Annotated in this window: 21 protein-coding genes; 11 read left to right on the top strand and 10 right to left on the bottom strand. The window is 55.9% G+C overall.

Annotated features, from left to right (window positions below; all coding sequences use genetic code 11):
* The first annotated feature begins 89 nt into the window (after window positions 1-89).
* Together GQS_RS03365 and GQS_RS03360 are read left to right on the top strand one after the other, a co-directional pair.
* Complete coding sequence (locus GQS_RS03365; RefSeq protein WP_014012268.1) at window positions 90-1,571, top strand: TrkH family potassium uptake protein; 1,482 nt, start codon at window positions 90-92, stop codon at window positions 1,569-1,571.
* The gene (locus GQS_RS03360; protein WP_014012267.1) at window positions 1,568-2,428 is read left to right on the top strand and encodes an ATP-binding cassette domain-containing protein; all 861 of its coding nucleotides are present in this window, start codon (window positions 1,568-1,570) and stop codon (window positions 2,426-2,428) included. The genes GQS_RS03365 and GQS_RS03360 overlap by 4 nt, the downstream gene beginning before the upstream one ends.
* On the opposite strand, the gene GQS_RS03355 is transcribed toward GQS_RS03360, so the two are convergent.
* The 7 genes from GQS_RS03355 to hjc form a co-directional block, all read right to left on the bottom strand.
* Entirely contained in the window at window positions 2,382-3,209 is an 828-nt protein-coding gene (locus GQS_RS03355) for a hypothetical protein (protein ID WP_014012266.1), read from the bottom strand. The two genes, GQS_RS03360 and GQS_RS03355, sit on opposite strands and share 47 nt — an antisense overlap.
* Window positions 3,210-3,212: 3 nt before the next feature.
* A complete protein-coding gene (gene cyaB, locus GQS_RS03350) occupies window positions 3,213-3,746 on the bottom strand; it encodes a class IV adenylate cyclase (RefSeq protein ID WP_014012265.1) in 534 nt (177 codons plus the stop codon).
* Window positions 3,743-4,297: an archaemetzincin family Zn-dependent metalloprotease gene (locus GQS_RS03345; protein WP_014012264.1), complete on the bottom strand. Its 555-nt coding sequence runs from the start codon at window positions 4,295-4,297 to the stop codon at window positions 3,743-3,745. Before GQS_RS03345 ends, cyaB begins: the two co-directional genes overlap by 4 nt.
* Window positions 4,294-4,689, bottom strand: a complete 396-nt coding sequence (locus GQS_RS03340) for a DUF86 domain-containing protein (protein WP_238515813.1) — start codon at window positions 4,687-4,689, stop codon at window positions 4,294-4,296. Before GQS_RS03340 ends, GQS_RS03345 begins: the two co-directional genes overlap by 4 nt.
* Before the next feature lie 95 nt (window positions 4,690-4,784).
* A complete protein-coding gene (locus GQS_RS03335; protein ID WP_014012262.1) occupies window positions 4,785-5,822 on the bottom strand; it encodes a lysyl aminopeptidase in 1,038 nt (345 codons plus the stop codon).
* Window positions 5,823-5,895: 73 nt separating this feature from the next.
* The gene (locus tag GQS_RS03330; RefSeq protein ID WP_014012261.1) at window positions 5,896-7,443 is read right to left on the bottom strand and encodes a membrane protein; all 1,548 of its coding nucleotides are present in this window, start codon (window positions 7,441-7,443) and stop codon (window positions 5,896-5,898) included.
* Complete coding sequence (gene hjc / locus GQS_RS03325) at window positions 7,433-7,834, bottom strand: Holliday junction resolvase Hjc (protein ID WP_014012260.1); 402 nt, start codon at window positions 7,832-7,834, stop codon at window positions 7,433-7,435. The genes GQS_RS03330 and hjc overlap by 11 nt, the downstream gene beginning before the upstream one ends.
* Window positions 7,835-7,904: 70 nt before the next feature.
* Between hjc and GQS_RS03320 the strand changes: the two genes are divergently transcribed.
* From GQS_RS03320 to GQS_RS03305, 4 genes are all read left to right on the top strand, one after another.
* The gene (locus GQS_RS03320) at window positions 7,905-8,429 is read left to right on the top strand and encodes a gamma carbonic anhydrase family protein (protein WP_014012259.1); all 525 of its coding nucleotides are present in this window, start codon (window positions 7,905-7,907) and stop codon (window positions 8,427-8,429) included.
* A gap of 6 nt (window positions 8,430-8,435) precedes the next feature.
* A complete protein-coding gene (gene uppS / locus GQS_RS03315) occupies window positions 8,436-9,230 on the top strand; it encodes a polyprenyl diphosphate synthase (RefSeq protein ID WP_014012258.1) in 795 nt (264 codons plus the stop codon).
* Between the two features lie 100 nt (window positions 9,231-9,330).
* Window positions 9,331-10,011: a TBP-interacting protein gene (locus tag GQS_RS03310; RefSeq protein ID WP_014012257.1), complete on the top strand. Its 681-nt coding sequence runs from the start codon at window positions 9,331-9,333 to the stop codon at window positions 10,009-10,011.
* A gap of 30 nt (window positions 10,012-10,041) precedes the next feature.
* Entirely contained in the window at window positions 10,042-10,776 is a 735-nt protein-coding gene (locus GQS_RS03305; protein ID WP_014012256.1) for a hypothetical protein, read from the top strand.
* Here GQS_RS03305 and GQS_RS03300 read toward each other — a convergent pair.
* Both GQS_RS03300 and GQS_RS03295 read right to left on the bottom strand, forming a co-directional pair.
* Window positions 10,766-12,646 carry a threonine--tRNA ligase gene (locus GQS_RS03300; protein ID WP_014012255.1) on the bottom strand — a complete coding sequence of 627 codons (1,881 nt, stop codon included), beginning with the start codon at window positions 12,644-12,646 and terminating at the stop codon, window positions 10,766-10,768. The genes GQS_RS03305 and GQS_RS03300 overlap by 11 nt on opposite strands.
* Before the next feature lie 95 nt (window positions 12,647-12,741).
* The gene (locus GQS_RS03295) at window positions 12,742-13,155 is read right to left on the bottom strand and encodes a hypothetical protein (RefSeq protein WP_238515811.1); all 414 of its coding nucleotides are present in this window, start codon (window positions 13,153-13,155) and stop codon (window positions 12,742-12,744) included.
* Between the two features lie 99 nt (window positions 13,156-13,254).
* On the opposite strand from GQS_RS03295, the gene GQS_RS03290 reads away from it, so the two are divergent.
* The 5 genes from GQS_RS03290 (at window position 13,255) to GQS_RS03270 (ending at window position 16,563) form a co-directional block, all read left to right on the top strand.
* Window positions 13,255-13,845 carry an exosome complex RNA-binding protein Csl4 gene (locus GQS_RS03290; protein ID WP_014012253.1) on the top strand — a complete coding sequence of 197 codons (591 nt, stop codon included), beginning with the start codon at window positions 13,255-13,257 and terminating at the stop codon, window positions 13,843-13,845.
* Between the two features lie 2 nt (window positions 13,846-13,847).
* On the top strand, window positions 13,848-14,480 hold the full coding sequence (locus GQS_RS03285; protein WP_014012252.1) for a DUF2067 family protein: 633 nt from the start codon (window positions 13,848-13,850) through the stop codon (window positions 14,478-14,480).
* Window positions 14,470-14,757 (top strand): DNA-directed RNA polymerase subunit L, encoded by a 288-nt coding sequence (locus tag GQS_RS03280; RefSeq protein ID WP_014012251.1) that lies wholly within the window; start codon window positions 14,470-14,472, stop codon window positions 14,755-14,757. The genes GQS_RS03285 and GQS_RS03280 overlap by 11 nt, the downstream gene beginning before the upstream one ends.
* Window positions 14,758-14,863: 106 nt before the next feature.
* Entirely contained in the window at window positions 14,864-16,180 is a 1,317-nt protein-coding gene (locus tag GQS_RS03275; protein ID WP_014012250.1) for a hypothetical protein, read from the top strand.
* Complete coding sequence (locus GQS_RS03270) at window positions 16,177-16,563, top strand: ribonuclease III family protein (protein WP_014012249.1); 387 nt, start codon at window positions 16,177-16,179, stop codon at window positions 16,561-16,563. Before GQS_RS03275 ends, GQS_RS03270 begins: the two co-directional genes overlap by 4 nt.
* Here the strand turns inward: GQS_RS03270 and GQS_RS03265 are convergent.
* Window positions 16,558-17,364, bottom strand: a complete 807-nt coding sequence (locus GQS_RS03265) for a sugar phosphate isomerase/epimerase (protein ID WP_014012248.1) — start codon at window positions 17,362-17,364, stop codon at window positions 16,558-16,560. The two genes, GQS_RS03270 and GQS_RS03265, sit on opposite strands and share 6 nt — an antisense overlap.
* Between the last annotated feature and the right edge of the window lie 50 nt (window positions 17,365-17,414).

Genomic DNA, 17,414 nt, shown 5'->3' with positions numbered 1-17,414 from the left:
TCACCATAACTGGGGTGAGCACGTGCCCCTTAAACCTTTCCACGGGAAAACCTTTTATTTGGTGCGAACCCTACCCCTACGGTGGGCCTATGCTGGAACTCGGCAAGCACATCAACATCTCGGACGATCTGTTCGTGGTGAAGAACCTCATCGGCTCAATCCTTCAGGGCGTGGGCATCGCCTACCTCATCCCTGTATTGCTGGCCTGGTTTTATCCGGAGGAGATTAACTACGTCATCTACTTTGCCCTCCCAGGCACATTCTCCGTGCTCTTCGGTGCCTGGCTGGCAAGGCACATGGGTAAAATCGAGGACGTCAACCTCAGGCAGGCCATGGTTTCGGCCGCGTTCACCTGGCTCTTTGCCTCCGCCATAAGTGTCGTGCCCTTCATGGCCATAGCCAAGATGTCGTTCATAGACTCCTACTTCGAGAGCATGAGCGCGTGGACGGGCACGGGCCTCACCATGATGACCAATCTGGAGAGCTATCCCCACATCCTCCTGTTCTGGCGTGCCTGGATGCAGTGGCTCGGCGGAATCGGTATAGTTCTCGTCGCCCTCACCGTTCTCATACGCCCCGGTGTGGCTGCAGCGAGGCTTTACCGGGCCGAGGCCAGGAGCGAGAGAATCCTCCCAAACCTGGTTAACACGTCCAAGGTCATCTTCCAGATATATTCCGTCCTGACCGTTGTCGGCATTTACCTGTACTACATCAACGGCATGCCCCTCTTCGATGCCGTCACCCACGCGATGACCGGCCTGGGAACGGGCGGTATGAGCACCCACGACCTCAGCATCGGCTACTTCAACAGCACGTCCATCGAGGCGGTCACGATATTCCTGATGATAATGGGTGCCGTCAACTTCACGGTTCACTACAGGATGTTCGTCAGCAGGCACCTGAAGCCCTTCTTTGAGGACATCCAGGTAGGGTATATGTTCGTGTTCCTCGTCCCAGCGGTTGCGATAACTGCCTACAGTCTCATCCAGGTGGGCGACACCGTGGGTGAATCCCTCCGTCAGTCGGTTTTCCACTCCGTCTCTGCAATAACGTGTACGGGCTTCGGCATAGCCGATCTCAGCAGGTACCCCGAGCTCGGCAAGTTCATAATCGGAATCCTCATGGTCATAGGCGGTGGCGCTGGAAGTACTGCGGGAGGTATAAAGCTCATCCGCGTCACGCTGATGTACGAGAGCCTCAAATGGACGATTCAGCAGGCCATACTGCCCAGGGGAGCCGTCATAAAGCGCAAGGTCGGCAACTATCTGTTCACCGAGGAGGATATTCAGGAGGTTATGAGCTTCACAATAACCTACATCGCCCTGCTCCTCATCGGAACCGTTTACACGATGCTCCGCATGGGAACCAGCCTCGTGGATTCCTTCTTCGAGGTGGCCTCCGCACAGGGCAACGTCGGGCTGAGCGTGGGGATAACCTCGACCCACATGCCCGTGGATATGAAGATTCTCCTCATCCTCCACATGTGGATAGGGAGGCTCGAGATATTCTCCACCCTAGTCTTCATTATAAGCACGTTCTTCCTCGTCCCGAGGGTGGTGAGGGGCAGATGAACGTAATCCGTGTTGAGGACCTCCGCTTCAAATACCGTCGGGCGGAGAGCTATTCCCTGAAGGACGTCAGCTTCACGGTAAAGAGGGGCGAGCTCCTCGGGATAATCGGCCCGAGCGGGAGCGGAAAGTCCACCCTCTGCCTCACCCTCAACGGGATAATCCCGAACTCGATAAAGGGGGAGTTTGAGGGCGACGTGATTGTTAAAGACCCAAGGACGGGGGAGGAGTACAACACGAAGGAAACCCCCGTCCCAACGCTTTCCACGGTCGTCGGCCTCGTCCTTCAGAACCCCGAGAGCCAGCTTTTCAACATGACGGTGGAGGAGGAGATAGCCTTCGGTCTGGAAAACCTGGGGCTTGAGCGGAATGAGATACTCAGAAGGCTCCGGTGGGCCCTTGAGGTCACCGGCCTGAGGGGTCTTGAGAAGGAGTTCCCGCCGAACCTGAGCGGCGGTCAGCAGCAGAGGCTCGCTATCGCGGCTGTTCTTGCGATGGAGCCGTCAATAATAGTCCTCGACGAGCCGACGAGCCAGCTTGACCCCGTGGGAAGGAGGGAGGTTCTGGGCCTTGTGTCGCTCCTCAACAGGGAGCATGGTATAACCGTCGTCCTCGTGGAGCACCATACCGACTACATTCTCCGCTACGCCGACAGGGTTATGGTCATGGACCGCGGGGAGATAGTCCTCCAGGGGACCCCTGAGGAGGTCGCGGAGGAGGCGGACACCCTAAGAAGGCTCGGGGTGAAGCTGCCGCCGGCCCTTGAGGTTTCCCATGAGCTGAAGAAAAGGGGCGTGCTCGGTGAGACGGTTCTCACTCCTGAGGAGCTCCTCTCCAGGATAGGACGTCCCTCACGTTGAAGCTCTCCCCCAAAAGACTGTGTTTGAGGTCGTAAAGCTTCAGCATGAGCTCGAACCTCGCGTCGGGAGATTCAACCTTCTCTGCCTCCTCAAAGGCCGCTTCAAGAAGACGGAGGGCCTTTTTCCGGTCCCGCTCTCCCTCTACGGACGCCATGTAGTAGAGCGCCATGGCCCTCTGGAACGGATGGGATATGTGCTTCAATATCAACGCCGCCCTCTTTTCGTCGCCCGCGAGGTAGAAGCTCTCCGCAAGATTGACCAGCACGACGTCAATGGTTTCCTGATTCTTTGCCATCTTGATGGCGTAGCCCGCCTTCGCCAAAAGCCCCCTCTTCACGAGCTCCATAATGATGTCCCTCACTATATCGGCATCGTCCCCCGCGAGGTTTATTGCGGTCTTCAGTGCGAGGTCCCCATTGAGCTCGTCGTCTAGCCGGTAAAACAGAACCGCCAGGTCTGAGAGGAGAATGGCACGATAGCGCTTGGTTAACAGGCCGTTCACGGCGGGAATCAGGCTCCGAACCTTCTCCTTTATCATCCCTATTTCATCGTCTGTGAGGGTGCCCTGCCTCTCAGCCTCGTCGAGCGTTTCGACTATGGCGCGCACTATCATCCTGAGGGCGAGGAAGAGGTTGTGCTCCCTTTTGAGTTCAGGGAGCTTTGCGATGGCTTCGTCTATCCCGCCCTCATGGAGGTACGCCTCGATCTCCTCCAGAACCTCCAGTTCGGAGCGCTTCTTCTCCCCTCCCAGGGATTTAAAGAACTCATCAAGCTTCCCCATAGCTCATCTCCTTTCAAGCAGGAGCTCGAGGTACGAACGTCTCTCAAAGCGTTTTACCCCCAGTTCTTCAAGTATCTTCCTCAGCCGCCTCACGGTCTCTTCCACGGCCTCCTCGCTCTCGGCCAGGGCCTCTATCTCTATGAACTTCCCGAGCCTGTCGATCTCGTCCAGTGCTATGACAATTCCCTTGTCCACGTAGTACTTCTCCCTGACCTTTTCAACGGTCATGACCTCCCTGAAGCCCAGGCGAGCCAGTATCTCGGCGTGCTTGTCCGGATCGCTGAGCGGGACTTCGATTTCCTTCCGTGTCTTTGAGTTCGAGTCTATCTTCGGTCCTTTGTACGTCAGAAACGCCTCGAAGTGCCCGTTGAAGCGCCTCACCCTTATCCTGAGCGCCTCGTCAGTCTCGGCGAAGTCCCTGCAGGGGTGCTGAAAGTACGTGTCCTCGTGATACTCCTTCCGTATCATCTCGAAGTTCTCCCTGACCCTGCTGAAGATTTTATCATCCGCGTACCCTTTGATCTCTATCTCAATCATGAAATCACCCCCAGGTTTTTCTTCAGTTTGAGCTCACAGGACGTGCAGTAGTACGGCCCCTTCACGTCCGTGTCGAGTATGGAATTGGAGAAGTGCATTACGCACAGTCTGTTCGGACAGTGTCCCAGGCCGAAGACGTGGCCGAGCTCGTGCATGGCCTCTTTAACCGCCCTTTCAACCAGCAGATTCGCGTTGGACCTCTCCCCGTAGAACTCGGGCCGAAGGCGGAAGGTTGAAATGACCGCGGCGCCCATCCCGGGGTGGGCGAGCCCGAATATAAAGTTGAGACCCTTCTCGTAGAGGTCGAGGGATGTGATTCCAAGAACCGCCCTCGCCCCGGTTTTTGCTCTTATCTCCCCAAGGGCCTCTAGAAACACCCTGCCGAGGAACTGGTCCCTGGAGGGATTGTACGCGTCCGAGAACCATTCTGCGGGTATAGTATCGGACACCCTGACCGGGAGGCTCAAACGGGAATAGTAGCTGTCAACGAACCTTGAAACCGCCTCTACGGTTCCGGTGTCCACACCACCCACGGGCACAACGAGTATCACCGGGACCCCTCCAGGAAGTCCAGGACAGTCTCGATGAATTCGAGATACTCATCCATGTCTCTGAATGCCATTTCATCGTTTACCAAATCATAGTCGTAGATGAGAACCTCCCTGAGCTGGGCCAGGAAAATCGCCTTATCCGCGACGCTTTCGGGAATTACTCCTTTCTCCGAGAGGCCTTCAACTATCTCCTTGTACGACAGGGCGATAATGTCGTGCTCCCTCGCGAGTTCTGAGAGCCCATCCAGAACCACCCCGATAGCGAACTCGAGCCTTTTGTACACCCCATCCCGCGCGAGTCCCATGGATTTGAACTCCTCGACGGAGGCGGGCATCCCTTCCATGATGAGCCTCACGCTTTTCAGAACCTCCTCATATTCCACGCTCCCCACCGGTATATATTATGGTGGTTTGGAGTATAAACTTTTCCCGGGGAATCGGGCTTTATAATGGAAAAAAGAGGGTAAAACTCGGTTATACCTGATGCTCACGGAGTGAGATCCATCTCGCGAAGCTCCTCGAGGAAGCGCCTGGCGAACTCGATGGTCTTGTCTATGTCCCTCAGGTCGGCGGTCTCGACCTGGCTGTGCATGTAGCGTATCGGTATGCTGAGAACGGCCGTCGCAACGCCCTCGCGGTTGATCTGCATTATGTTGGCGTCGGTTCCGGTCGGCCTCGGGCTGGCCTCGACCTGGAGCGGTATCTCGTACTTCTCCGCAACCTCATCGGCAAAGGCGCGAACCTTGGGGTTGATGTTCGGACCTACGTCCATGACCGGGCCGCCGCCGAGCTTGGGCACGATTTTACCCTTGTCGCCGACCTGCTTGGCAAAGGTGACGTCCATGGCTATGCCTATCTCCGGATCAATCGCGTAGCTCGCGACCCTAGCACCGCGGAGGCCGACCTCCTCCTGCACGGAGGCAACGAAGTAGATGTCCGCCTCGTGGTTCTCAACCCTTCTGGCGGCCTCTATCATGGCGTAGAGGCAAACGCGGTCGTCGAGGTATGGCGTCGCAATCCTGTTCTCGTTGAGCTGGACGAACGCTGGAGCGAACTCACCGACGGTTCCGACGCGGAAGCCCATCTCCTCGGCTTCTTCCCTGCTGTCAGCGCCGACGTCCACAACGATGGTGTCCCAGTCCGCGGCCTTCTTCCTGTCCTCGGGCTTCTGGAGGTGCGGTGGTATGTGGCCGACGACGCCGTAGCGCTCGCCCTTCTCGGTGAAGAACCTTATCCTCTGGGCGACGAGGGTTCTGGGGTCAACGCCTCCAACGGGGACTATGTGGAGGTAGCCCTCCTTGTCTATGTGGTTGACCATGACGCCTATCTTGTCCATGTGGGCCGCGATCATTATTCTCGGCCCGTTCCCCTTCTTGTGGGCGATAACGTTGCCGAGCTTGTCAACGTATATCTCGTCCACGTGGTCCTTCAGGGCCTCAAAAACGACGTCCCTTATTCCAAGGAACTCGTAGCCGGAAACGCCCGGCGCCTCCACAATTTTCCTGAGCAGTTCAATGTCCACCATGGCTTTCGCCTCCTTTAGATTTCCATCTGAATGTATTCGGCCGGCTTAATAAGGTTTACGAAAGAAAAGGGATTCAGCCGAGGATGACCTGCAGGTAGGCCTCCTCGCCGGGTTCCAGGTGGTCGATCTCCCATATTACGCTTCCATCCTTGATTTCCACCTTCCCCCGGGTTGCCCTTGCTTCGATTGCATTGACCCCCTTCTCGAACCTGAAGTTGTCGATGCCCCTCAGTCTCGGTGCCTTCACCTTGACGAAGTAGTACCTGTCAAGGGTCTCCTCCTGAACCGTATGCTGGAAAAACGCAAGGTATGACGTTCCCGCGAGCAGGACGCCCGAGACGATCAGTATAAGCGCGAGGGGGCCGTAGTCCCTCGGCGGTTTTGATGGAGTGGTGGTTGTGGTTGGTTGGGCGGTAGTGGTCGTTGGGCTAGGGCTGGACGTCGTGGTCGGCGTGGGCCTCGGCGGTTCGACCGTTTTGGCGCTTGCAGATGCCTCCATGTACGCACTGCTCTCCGCCTTGAGGATTATTGTACCGTATCCCGTCCTCCTGAGGTCCACCGCGGCCAATCCAGAGGCGTTGGTGGTGCTGTAGTCCTTGCCGATGGGCCCGGAGGCTGTTACGGTTATGTTGGGCACCGGTTTTCCCGTGGAATCAACAACCCTCACTAGGAGGGTCTCGTTCCTCTGCTCGTAGCTTATGAAGAGCTTCTTGACCTCAACAAAGGTTGTGACTATTCTTCCGTCGAGGTTCAGGACGATTCCGTATGTGCCGGGCTCACTGACGAGGTACGAAACGGTCCCCGACTCGTCCGTCTTGAACGGTATCCCGTTTATTTTAACGGAGATGTCGGAAACACCCCTGTCGCCCTCGTCGTGGACGAATACGTGTATTGCCCCGTTCTCGAAGTAGGCTTTGTAACCGAGGTTTCTCTGGAACACCCTGAAGGTTGCGGTGGTGCTCTTTGATTTCCCCCCAAAATACGCCCACAGCCTCACGGTGTAATCCCCCACAGGGGGCAGGCTGAGGGTAACGTTCCTGACCCACTTCTCCCCGGGGTTCAGGTATATTGTGGTGACGAAGTTCTCAACGGTTTCCCCGTCTCTGGTGATTGTGTAGCCTATCCTGCCGATTATCACTCCATTGGCCTTTGAGCCCATTCTGAGAATGACGCTCACGTTGCTTCCGTATGGGTATTCCCTTCCCACATCGATCTTCAGGTCGTAGTCCACGAAAGTCTTCACGGTCACGGTCAGGGGGGCCTCGGAGTAAACCGATCCCGCCCTGGCCACGATGGTGAGGTTGTACTTCCCGGGGGCGATGTTCAGTATCTTTATTGAAAGCGTATCCTGGTATGTTTGGTTCGGTCCTATGGGCTCTCTGATGACCTTGCTCTGGTAAAGGAATCCTTCGGCAGGCCCCGTGATGTAAACGCTGACGTTTTCTAGGGTCTGGTTTCCGAGGTTCTCCAGCTTGAATGGGACTATGATGGTGTCCCCGGGAACCCCTGAGAAGTCGTTGTTCAGCGGCACGATTACGAGAGGCGACTGGGCGCTTGTGATGGGCAGAAACGGAAGCACCGCGGTGAGCAGGATTATAATCAGGGCTCCCCTAAGTTTCACGTTCTATCACCCCTTCGAGGGACCTCTGTCTCCCTATGACTTCATCGAAGGTGAGGTAATTCTTTGTTTGAAGGCTCACCTTATAGTTCTTGCCCCCTTTCTCCATGTCCATCGGGTGGAAGAACCTCCAGCCGTTGTTGATGAACTTAACCGCCACCACGGGCCTTCCCCCGAACCTCTCGGCAAAGGACGTCAGCTTTCTGTAGTCCTCCTCGCTGAAGTATAGCTTCTCATCGCGGGTGCTTTTGACCTCTATGCAGAGGTAGAGCTTCCCGTTTCCGGCTATTATATCAACCTTCTTGCTTCCGGCGGAGCGGACGACAGCGAAGCCGGCTTTTTCGAGCATCTTTATGAGCTCCCTCTCGGCGCTCGCTCCCCTTCTGTACCTCATTGCACTCCCTCGAACCATCTTGCCCGGTTAGGTTTATAAGTTATGTCGAGGAGTAAAGCCGGTGATGTTTATGGCGATTTACGAACTCGATGGAAAGAGGCCTAAAATTCACGAGACCGCATTCGTCGATGAGAGTGCCTCAATCATAGGGGATGTCGTCCTTGAGGAGAAGAGCAGCGTCTGGCCGAGCGCGGTTCTGAGGGGGGACATAGAGCAGATTTACGTCGGCCCCTGCTCCAACGTCCAGGACAACGTCAGCATACACACCTCCCACGGCCAGCCCACGATAATAGGTAAGTACGTCACCATCGGCCACAACGCAGTCGTGCACGGTGCCGAGATAGGTGACTACACCATCATAGGTATGGGAGCGATAGTTCTCGACGGTGCCAAGATAGGCAAGCACGTCGTCATAGGTGCCGGCGCCCTCGTCCCGCCCGGAAAGGAGATACCCGACTACAGCCTCGTCGTCGGAGTTCCAGGAAAGGTCGTCAGGCAGCTCAGCGAAGAGGAAATAGAATGGACGAAGAAGAACGCCGAGATATACATGGAGCTGGCTGAGAAGCACCTCAGGTCAAGGAAGAAGATCGAGTGATGCCGGATGCTTTCCCGTCTTCTTTCCCATGTTCCCCACATTTTGTTCAAGCCCGCCTACGACATGTACGAGGACTACCTCCTCGAGCGGGTTAAGGGAGGCCGCATACCCACCCACGTGGCCATAATAATGGACGGAAACAGGCGCTGGGCCAGGAAGCTCGAGAAGCCGCCTTGGTACGGCCACCTCTTCGGCTCCCAGAAGCTCGAGGAGATACTCGAGTGGTGCCGTGAGCTGGGTATAAGGACGCTCACTGTTTACGCCTTCTCGACAGAGAACTTCAAGAGAACGCCCGAGGAAGTGAACGCCCTCATGGGGCTCTTCGAGGAGAAGTTCAAGGAGCTCCTCACCGATGAGAGGGTGCACAAGTACGGCATCCGGGTCAACGTCCTCGGCAGGAAGGAACTCCTACCTGAGAACGTCAGAAAAGCCGCGGAGGAGGCGGAGAGGGCCACCAGGAAGTACTCCAACTACACGCTGAACATAGCCCTCGCCTACGGGGGAAGGAGCGAGATAGCAGATGCGGTTAAGGACATCGTGAAGGACGCCCTGGCGGGAAGGATAAAACCGGAGGACGTTGACGAGGAGCTCATAAAGGAGTACCTCTATTACCCGAACATGCCCGACCCCGATATCGTCATAAGAACCGGAGGGGAGGAGAGGATAAGCAACTTCCTCCTGTACCAGATCGCCTACAGCGAACTGTTCTTCGTCGATGTGTATTTCCCAGAGTTCAGGAAGATTGATTTCCTCAGAATAATACGCGAATATCAAAAGCGCCAGAGGCGCTTTGGGAGGTAGCTTTTCTCCCTCGGAACCATTTCCTCCCTGAACGACCCTTTTTAAAATTTTCCGCTAAAGCTTATTAACGTTGGCTTCGAGTTCTCCACGGTGGTGATTAATGCAGTACGGTGAACTGAGCCCAAGGATAAAGAGGGTCTACGCTCAGGTGAGATACCTGGATGATTATCACTGGGAAATATCCGGCGACAAGATAGTGGGGATCCACAAGAAGAGCAACGTCAGGGTTACAATAGACGTCGCGGACAACAAGGAGCACGCGGAGAAGCTGGCCGAAGGGGATGGGGTTGGAATACGGATAATAGCGGTTCCCGACAAGAGCGTGTTCTACATCCACAACGGGGCGTTTATCCTTACCTACCGCTACATAAAGGCGACCCTCGCCGACATCAACGACCACATCGTATGGAGCGGATTCAAGGTCGTCGAGGACAATGGCAGCTTAATCCAGGAGGACCTCTACGAGTACCTCGGAGGCGTCCTCATCAACCACATCAAGAACAACATGCTCGCCGGCCAGGACTACATATTCTGGCAGTTTTACAAGTGCGAGGAGTGCGGGAAGTACGTCGATGTCGAGAGCCTCGAGAGGCACCTGAAGGGACACGGAATCAAGCACCACGAGAAGAGCGAGGAGCGCTACGAGGTCTTTGAGATAAACTTCAGGGACGGCAAGGTCTACGATAAGTACGGCAAAGAGGTTCCTATGAAGGAGTTCAGCGGGGAGGCCAGGGACTTTCTGGACGAAATCCTCGCTGGCAGCAGGATCACTGGGGAGTAGTCTCTCCCTCCCATTTTTGGGGTGGGAGTCATGGAAATGAACGTTCTCGAAATTTTTAACGAGGACCGCCTCTCTGGTGCCGTTGTTACGGTGATATACGACGCGTACTCCTCTGCGTGGAGGATCCCGCTTCTTCTTCTCCGCAGGGCCATTGAGAGGGGTTATTTTGGGATAGTATCCAACTACACCGGCCCGCTGACCAATTTCACAAAACGAGCGGGCACCGTCGGTCTGGATGTAAGAACCGCCCTTGAACGGGGAGACCTCGCGATAATCGACCTGTTTGGGACCCGCTACAATTCTCGGGCGGCCATGCCAAACGTCTTTTACCTCGACAAGGTCGAACCCGAGACGATCAACCCCAAAATCGGCTACATATACGAGACGGAGCTGGGGAAGGTGCTCTCGGAGAGAACGGCATTCCGGCTGATATACACCCTCGAGGGCGCGGCCCTTATGCTAGGTGAGGAAAGCACGCTCAAGCTTCTCAACCAGACCCTCGCCTCAAGGGCCGCTCAGCTCCCCAACTCGACCCTTGTTCTTCCCATAAACCGCGATGTGGTCTCGGAGAAGTTCGTTGCCTGGGTGGCAGGTGTTAGTGATTACGTCCTCCTTGCCCGCTCCAGTTTCGAGCCGGACGGCATCAAGGAGTATCTGTATGTCATATCCTCCCCCTGCGAGGAGTTTGAACCAACTGCTTACCTCTTCAGGGTTACCGGTGGAAAAGGAACAGAAAAGCTAAAGGTAAAGAAGATCAGCCCCTGAACTTGGGCCTTCTGCTGAGTAGCAGGGGCAGAGGCCTCGGCCTGTACGGGAAGCCCTCGATCTGGCTTTTTATCTCCTTGATGAGGTCCTCGAGCTGCATCTCGACCTGCCTTCCGTCGCTCCTTCTCCTGACGGTTACGGTGCCCTGCTCCTTCTCGTTCCTGCCGACAACGACCACGTAGGGAATCCACTCCTTCTCGGCCTTCCTTATCTTCTTGTTGAGCCTGTCGCCGGTGTCATCGACATCAACGCGAATCTTCGCACCCTCAAGCTTTCCGGCCACGTAGAGTGCGTAGTCCATGACCTCCTCGCTGACCGGAATAACCCTGACCTGTATCGGGCTGAGCCAGAGCGGGAAGGCCGGCTTGGTGCCCCTCGCCTGGAGCTTCGCCTGCTTCTCAAGGATGGCGTACATAACGCGCTCAATGGCACCGCTGGGCGAGCAGTGGAGTATGAGCGGGTGCTCCTCCTTGCCTTCCTCGTTGTAGTAGGTTATGCCGAAGCGCTCGGCGTTCTCGACGTCGATCTGGACGGTGCTCAGAGCTGCAGCCTTGTCGAGGTTGTCCACAAAGTTGAACTCGAACTTGAGTATGAAGTAGAAGAACCTCTGCTTCCACATCTCGATGAGGACCGGCTTGCCGATTATCTTCGCCAGCTCAATGACGAAGTCCCTGTTCTCCTTCCAGAAGTCCTCGGTGAACCTTATGGCGACCTCATAGTCGTCCGGCGTGAGGCCAACTCCCCTGAGAACCTCCATGCTGAGCTTGTACTGCTTCTTGAACTCGTCCATGGCCTGCTTGAGGTCGCGAGCGACGGTGTGCATATCGGGCATCGTGAAGGCCCTGAGCCTCCTGAGGCCCGAAAGCTCGCCGCTCTTCTCGCGCCTGAAGGAGTAGCGGGTGAGCTCGTACATCCTGAGCGGCAGGTTGCGGTAGCTTATCGTGGCGTCCTTCTTTATGAGGAACTGGCCGAAGCAGGCCGCGAAGCGGAGGAAGAACTTCTTGTCGCCGCTCTTGACGACGTACTGCCTCGCCGGGAAGCGGTTGAGGTACTTCTCGAGCGCAGGGTGCTCGAAGTCGTACATAATCGGGGTCTCGACCTCCATGGCCCCGTACTCTATGACCTTCTCGGTGACGTACTGCTCGAGGAGACCCTTGATGAGCCTTCCCTTCGGGTAGTACCTGAGGTTGCCTCCGTCGCTTCCCGGTTCGTAGTCAACCAGCTCGTGCTCGAGCATTAGTTTGACGTGCGGAGGCTCCCTGTCGGCGATCCTGTTCTTGCTTATCTCGTAGTTGGCGAACTTCCTGAGGTTCTCGTGGCCGGTGAAGTCGAACTTCTCGACCTCGATAAGCTCACCCTCAGGCGTGAGCACGTACCAGTAGCTCTTCAGCTCCTCCTCCTTCTCGAGGGCTATGTTGCGCTCCTCCTTCGAAACCGCCTCTCCGCTTGGAACCACGGTTCTGCTGAGCTCCGCCAGCGGGTGGCCCTTACAGGAGAGCTTGAACGCCTTGTAGTAGCCGAATGGAGCGCGCTTGACCTCGAAGCCCTCCTTTTTCAGCTTCTCTTCTATCTTCTGGAGAACCTTGAGTGCGACATCCGGTTTCGCCAGCTCGCTGCTCAGGTGGGCGAAGGGGTAAACGAATATCCTGTCAGCCTTTACCTGTGAAGCAACGTCCTTAATCTCAATAACGGCCTTCTCGACGACCTCGTCGGGGTTGGTCTCGTCGGCCTTCTCAACGCTCATGAAAACCGCCAGAACCTCGTCGAGCCTTCCCTTCCTCTGCTCGTCGCTTATCGGCTCCGGGTTCTTAAGGGCCTTGTCCTTGACCTCGTACTCAAGGTAGTCCGAGTGTATCAGAAGCATTCTCATCTTTAACCACCACTAAGAGGGTATGGCTTGGCGTTATTAAGGTTTTCTTCATGTTGAAAAACATTTGAAAGGGCAACAAGGCTACAGCCTTGTTGTTAGCACCTTTGCAGTACGTTGTAGAATTGAGTGAAATCCTTAGAAGATCTATGTCTCTTTATTGTAATTGTGCTGGCTGGGATTTCCTTCCGGTAACCTTTCTCCTCATCTACGATTACTATGGTCCCGCCCCCTTCAATCTCAACCTGATTGCCCATTAAGGAGACATTGTACGCATTGAACATGTTTGGGATTACGGTTCCAATATAGCCGATCAATGAAAACTTACCTAGTACTGCACCGGAAATTCCCTTTTTCTTGAAGTACTTCACGACAATCCTGCAAGCTCTCCTCTCCAAGTCTACTGCATATTCTAGGACAGCATATTCGTTGTAAGAGTTTCTTGGCACCTTTAGTAGGGTATGTCCATCAATTTTTACTTCCAAAATACCCTCTATCTGAGGCATTGCCATTCACCTAGACATTAGTACGATGTAGCAACCTTAAAATATTTTTGGTAACATGGCAAAGGCTTAAAAAATCCGGACTTCAACTTTCATGGAGGTGGAAGAATGGACGAGAAGAATGGCGCAAAAAACGGTGATATCGTTCTTCCCGGTGACTACCTCGGCGTCATCGAGGAGTACTTCCCAGGAGAAGGCGTTAAGGAAGAGAACGGCGAGCTCTACGCCGTGAGAGCGGGGAAGGTTGTAATCGACCAGGACAGGATGGAAATCAGCGTTGAACCCGTCACCGACACCCCGCCCCTGCCGCAGGTGGGTGACGTGGTCATAGCGAACGTCATAGAGGTCAAGCCGCAGGCGGCGATAGTCCAGCTCATTAAAATCGAGGGAAGGGAGGATGACAGGGAGATAGCCACCTCGAAGCTCGCCGGGATCCATATATCTCAGGTCCGGGACGGCTACGTTGAGGGCATGTCCACAGAGTTCAAGGTCGGCGACATAGTGAGGGCCAGGGTCGTGGCCACGGAGAAGAGCCCAATACAGCTCTCCACCAAAGGACCGGACCTCGGTGTGGTCTATGCCCTCTGCTCCCGCTGCAGGACCCCCCTGGTGAGGCGCGGCGACAAACTCATCTGCCCGCGCTGCGGAAGCGTCGAGACGAGGAAGCTCTCCACCCTTTACAGGAAGATGAGGGTGTGAACATGGCGAGGGCCAAGAAGGTAATAACCATCCACGTCCGCGACGATAGGGAGAAGGAGGAGTTCATGCGGGAGCTTCAGCGCCTCCGCCTGCCTGCGTTCATATACGTCCACGGTAAGCTGAACGACCTCAAGATAAACGTCCAGGGGACGAAGGAGGACATCCGCGAGGCCATCCGCAGGATAAGGGAGATACACAACCGCGTCAGGGCCAAGCTCTACCCCGACAAACGCGGTCTCTACAGGTACACCATAGACGACATCTTCAGGGAGGCAGGAGCCAGTGTCTCAACCCCCATCCTCGTAAAGACCCTCCATCTCCTGGGCGAAACCGTTGAAGTGCGGGAGGGGGAGCTGGTAACGTCCATGCCCTGGGAGGAGCTGGTCTCCCTGACCGGAACCCTTGGCGGATACCTGTCCGACATCTCCCTCCAGACAACGCGGCAGATAAGGGAGGTCGTCCTGCCCGCCGCCGTTGCCTACGACCTCGAACCTGAGGACGTCATCGACCTCCTGGTGGAGCTCGGTCTCGCCGAGTGGAAGGAGGATAAGTTTAAATACGAACTGGTGAAGAACAAGGAGCAGGCGCTGGAGATGCTGATTAACCACTTGAAGGGTGAGGAAAATGAAGATTGAGGTCATCAAGCGTGAGGAAAACGTCCTTGAGTTCTACCTTGAGGGGGAGGATCACACCTTCGCCAACCTGCTCAACGAGGTGCTCCACGAGAACAAGCACGTGACCTTCGCGGGCTACACCATCGAGCACCCGGTCCTCATGGCGAGAAAGCCGAAGTTCCGCGTCGTTACCGACGGCAAGGTTACCCCCGAGAAGGCCCTTGAGGAGGCCGCACAGAAGGTGTTCGACAGGGCCAGGTCGGTTCTGGATGCCTGGAAGGCCGCTATAGGCGAGTGACCTTCCTTTTCTCCTTTGATACCTTCCACGCGGCTATTCCGAAACCCTTAAATTTGGAACTCTTCTAACTTCCAGTTGAAATGGATACATTTCGAGGGGTGGAATCTTGAGACACCCTGAGCGAGCCCTTGCCCTCATCCTACTGGCCGGTCTCACAGTCCGGCTTGTCCTTGCGCCCTATTCGGCGGGAAGCGACCTTGCCCAGTTCTACGGCTTTGCCGGGACTATGCTCGAAAAGAAGGCCTGTTTCTACGCATACGCCGATTGGATCGGCTACTCCGGCAAGGGCTGGCCGTACCCATGGCCCTACGTTTACGGGCCCGTCCTGGCGTATCTTCTTGCGGTTATCAGGTTGCTGGTGGGCGGTTCGGTCGAGTCATTCTGGAGCGGCGGCGTTTACCACGTCTACGTGGACCCCACCTGGGCATTCTCCGTTAAGCTGGTGTTCATAGCCGCCGATACGGCGGTCGCTCTTCTCATCTACGCCCTCCTCAGGGAGAGGGGAACATGGGAGGGCGTCGTTGGAAGCGCCCTCTACTATCTAAACCCCATGGTGATCCACGTCTCCGCTGTTTACGGCATGTTCGATGCCGTCCCCCTGGCCGTTTTCCTCCTCGGACTTCATCTGCGAAACAGGGAACACATCTCGCCCGCTTTCCAGGGCCTTTCCCTGGCGATCAAACACACCCTCCTGTTCCCCGCCGTCGTTTCCCTGTGGGAATACCTCCTGGAGGGAGTTAGGGGCCTAAAAAAAGCCGCACTTCTCTTTGCTGGGGCCGTCGTGCCGTTTCTCCCCATGCTGCTCCTCTGTCCGTCGAGCCTGCGCACACTTCCCAAGCTGATGCGGGGAATTGAAATCGGGTATCCCCTTCCGTTATCATACAGCATGAACGGATTCGTCAGCCTGCTCACGTACTTTCACGAGGCTCACGGGGTTGAGACGCTGATTTTTATCGAGCACTGGTACGTCCCGGCCGTTCTCCTTCTCTTCCTCACCCTTGTGAGACATTCCTTTGAAAGAAACCTGGTAGTTTCCGCCTCGCTTGCCTACGCCGCCTTTACCGCTTCCTACTGGCGCGTTAATCCCCAGTACCTCCTTCCCCTGGTCGCGTTTTTGGTCCTCGTCGCCTTCAACACCCGGGGGAAGATAAGGCTGATCTCACTCTTCACCGCTTTTTACATCGGAATATGGCCTATCCTCCAGCCGAGTGAGTTCTGGTTTCACGTCCACCTGCGGAACCCCAGCTGGACCGTTGTCAGGTTTGTGGGCCACTTCACGATTGGGGTATGGGGTGATGTTCCCTACGTCGTCTATTCCCTGGTTCTGAGTATCCTGCTGTATGCCCTCCTGCTGGGAAGCACCCTGCCGTACCTCAAAAACCTTAAAGCCTGGTTCTCGGAGAGGGTTTGGGTGAGAGCTTGAGGTACGAGAGAAACTTCACGGACAAGGGGCTTTCAAAGTTCGGAGATTCACTGGTCAACTTCGTCTTCTCTCTCGCCTTGAGCGAGTATCTGGACAGACCCACCGGTGAGAGGGTTCCCAACGCGTCGCTCACTATAGCCCTTGAGCTGGCCGGGCTGAGGCACGTTATTCCACCGAGGACCGACAAGCACGGTAAGGGCGACATAGCTGAAGCAATCTTCGCCTACGCGTGGCTCGAGGGCAAGATAACTGTGGAGGAAGCCGTCGAGATTCTGAGGGAAAACTTCACCGAGGACGTTACACACTTCTCAAGAAGAAAGGAAGCGATAGGGAGGGCCTTCGCGGAGGTTTTCAAGGTAATAGGGGAGAGGTTGGGGTTATAAGCTCGTCAGAAGCTCTATCAATCCCTGCTTCGTCGGGACTTTGGAGAACTTCTCGGGGTCCTTCACCTTCAGGAGCAGGGGAACGTCCCCGAAGAGCCTGAGAACCTTTCCGAATGGTATGCTTCCCTCGCCGGGGAGCAGGTGAAGGTCGCCGACACCGTAGGCGAGGGCATCCTCGGGCTCCACCTGGGGGAAGAGCTTTCCGAAGTTGTCGTGTATCATGAGGATTACGGTTTTGTCTGTTCCCAGCTTTACGTCCTCGAGCAGCTTGTCCGCGTCACCCTGGGCGCTGAGGAAGGCATGGGCGACGTCGAGGGCGAAGCCGACGTTTTTCCTGTCCACGTTCTCGACGACGTAGAGCGTGTCCTTGACGCTGAACGTGTTCTCGAGGGCTATCTTTATCCCGAACGGGCCCACCATGTCCGCAAGCTGCTGGAGGGCCTCTATTTCGAGGTCGAGCCTCCCGGTCCTTCCGCTCTGCATGACGATGACCTTGGCGCCCAGCTTTATCGCGACGTCTGCGACTGCCCTTGCAACGCGGAAGTGACGGGTGTAGTAGATGTGATCGCGGAGGTTGACTGAGGTGGGCATCCTGACGATGTAGTCGATTCCGACGCCCCTCAGGGTCGTCTCGATGTTTTTGAGCTTTTTCTCAACAACGACGCCGTTCTTTATGAGGCCGAGTGTGTGTGGGAATATCGAGACGAAGTCGTAGTTCTTTATCTTGACGTCCGCGAGCACCGACGCGAGGGTCTTGTCCTTCGTGACGAAATGCGGATAGACCGTAATTCCTATCTCCATGCTACCACCTACAAGAGAGTGTGCCGCTGGATATAAAAGCTTACCGAGGA

The organism is Thermococcus sp. 4557 (assembly GCF_000221185.1).
Taxonomy (GTDB): Archaea; Methanobacteriota_B; Thermococci; order Thermococcales; family Thermococcaceae; genus Thermococcus.
This window is presented reverse-complemented; position numbering and strand designations above follow the sequence as displayed.

Bases quoted from the DNA above. Each gene is read 5' to 3' on its own strand.
- GQS_RS03365 (WP_014012268.1), top strand. From the start codon at position 90: ATGCTGGAACTCGGCAAGCACATCAACATCTCGGACGATCTGTTCGTG.
- GQS_RS03360 (WP_014012267.1), top strand. From the start codon at position 1,568: ATGAACGTAATCCGTGTTGAGGACCTCCGCTTCAAATACCGTCGGGCG.
- GQS_RS03355 (WP_014012266.1), bottom strand. From the start codon at position 3,209: ATGGGGAAGCTTGATGAGTTCTTTAAATCCCTGGGAGGGGAGAAGAAG.
- cyaB (WP_014012265.1), bottom strand. From the start codon at position 3,746: ATGATTGAGATAGAGATCAAAGGGTACGCGGATGATAAAATCTTCAGC.
- GQS_RS03335 (WP_014012262.1), bottom strand. From the start codon at position 5,822: ATGGTGGACATTGAACTGCTCAGGAAAATTGTGGAGGCGCCGGGCGTT.
- hjc (WP_014012260.1), bottom strand. From the start codon at position 7,834: ATGAGGTACAGAAGGGGAGCGAGCGCCGAGAGGGAGCTCATAAAGATG.
- GQS_RS03320 (WP_014012259.1), top strand. From the start codon at position 7,905: ATGGCGATTTACGAACTCGATGGAAAGAGGCCTAAAATTCACGAGACC.
- uppS (WP_014012258.1), top strand. From the start codon at position 8,436: ATGCTTTCCCGTCTTCTTTCCCATGTTCCCCACATTTTGTTCAAGCCC.
- GQS_RS03310 (WP_014012257.1), top strand. From the start codon at position 9,331: ATGCAGTACGGTGAACTGAGCCCAAGGATAAAGAGGGTCTACGCTCAG.
- GQS_RS03305 (WP_014012256.1), top strand. From the start codon at position 10,042: ATGGAAATGAACGTTCTCGAAATTTTTAACGAGGACCGCCTCTCTGGT.
- GQS_RS03300 (WP_014012255.1), bottom strand. From the start codon at position 12,646: ATGAGAATGCTTCTGATACACTCGGACTACCTTGAGTACGAGGTCAAG.
- GQS_RS03295 (WP_238515811.1), bottom strand. From the start codon at position 13,155: ATGGCAATGCCTCAGATAGAGGGTATTTTGGAAGTAAAAATTGATGGA.
- GQS_RS03290 (WP_014012253.1), top strand. From the start codon at position 13,255: ATGGACGAGAAGAATGGCGCAAAAAACGGTGATATCGTTCTTCCCGGT.
- GQS_RS03285 (WP_014012252.1), top strand. From the start codon at position 13,848: ATGGCGAGGGCCAAGAAGGTAATAACCATCCACGTCCGCGACGATAGG.
- GQS_RS03280 (WP_014012251.1), top strand. From the start codon at position 14,470: ATGAAGATTGAGGTCATCAAGCGTGAGGAAAACGTCCTTGAGTTCTAC.
- GQS_RS03265 (WP_014012248.1), bottom strand. From the start codon at position 17,364: ATGGAGATAGGAATTACGGTCTATCCGCATTTCGTCACGAAGGACAAG.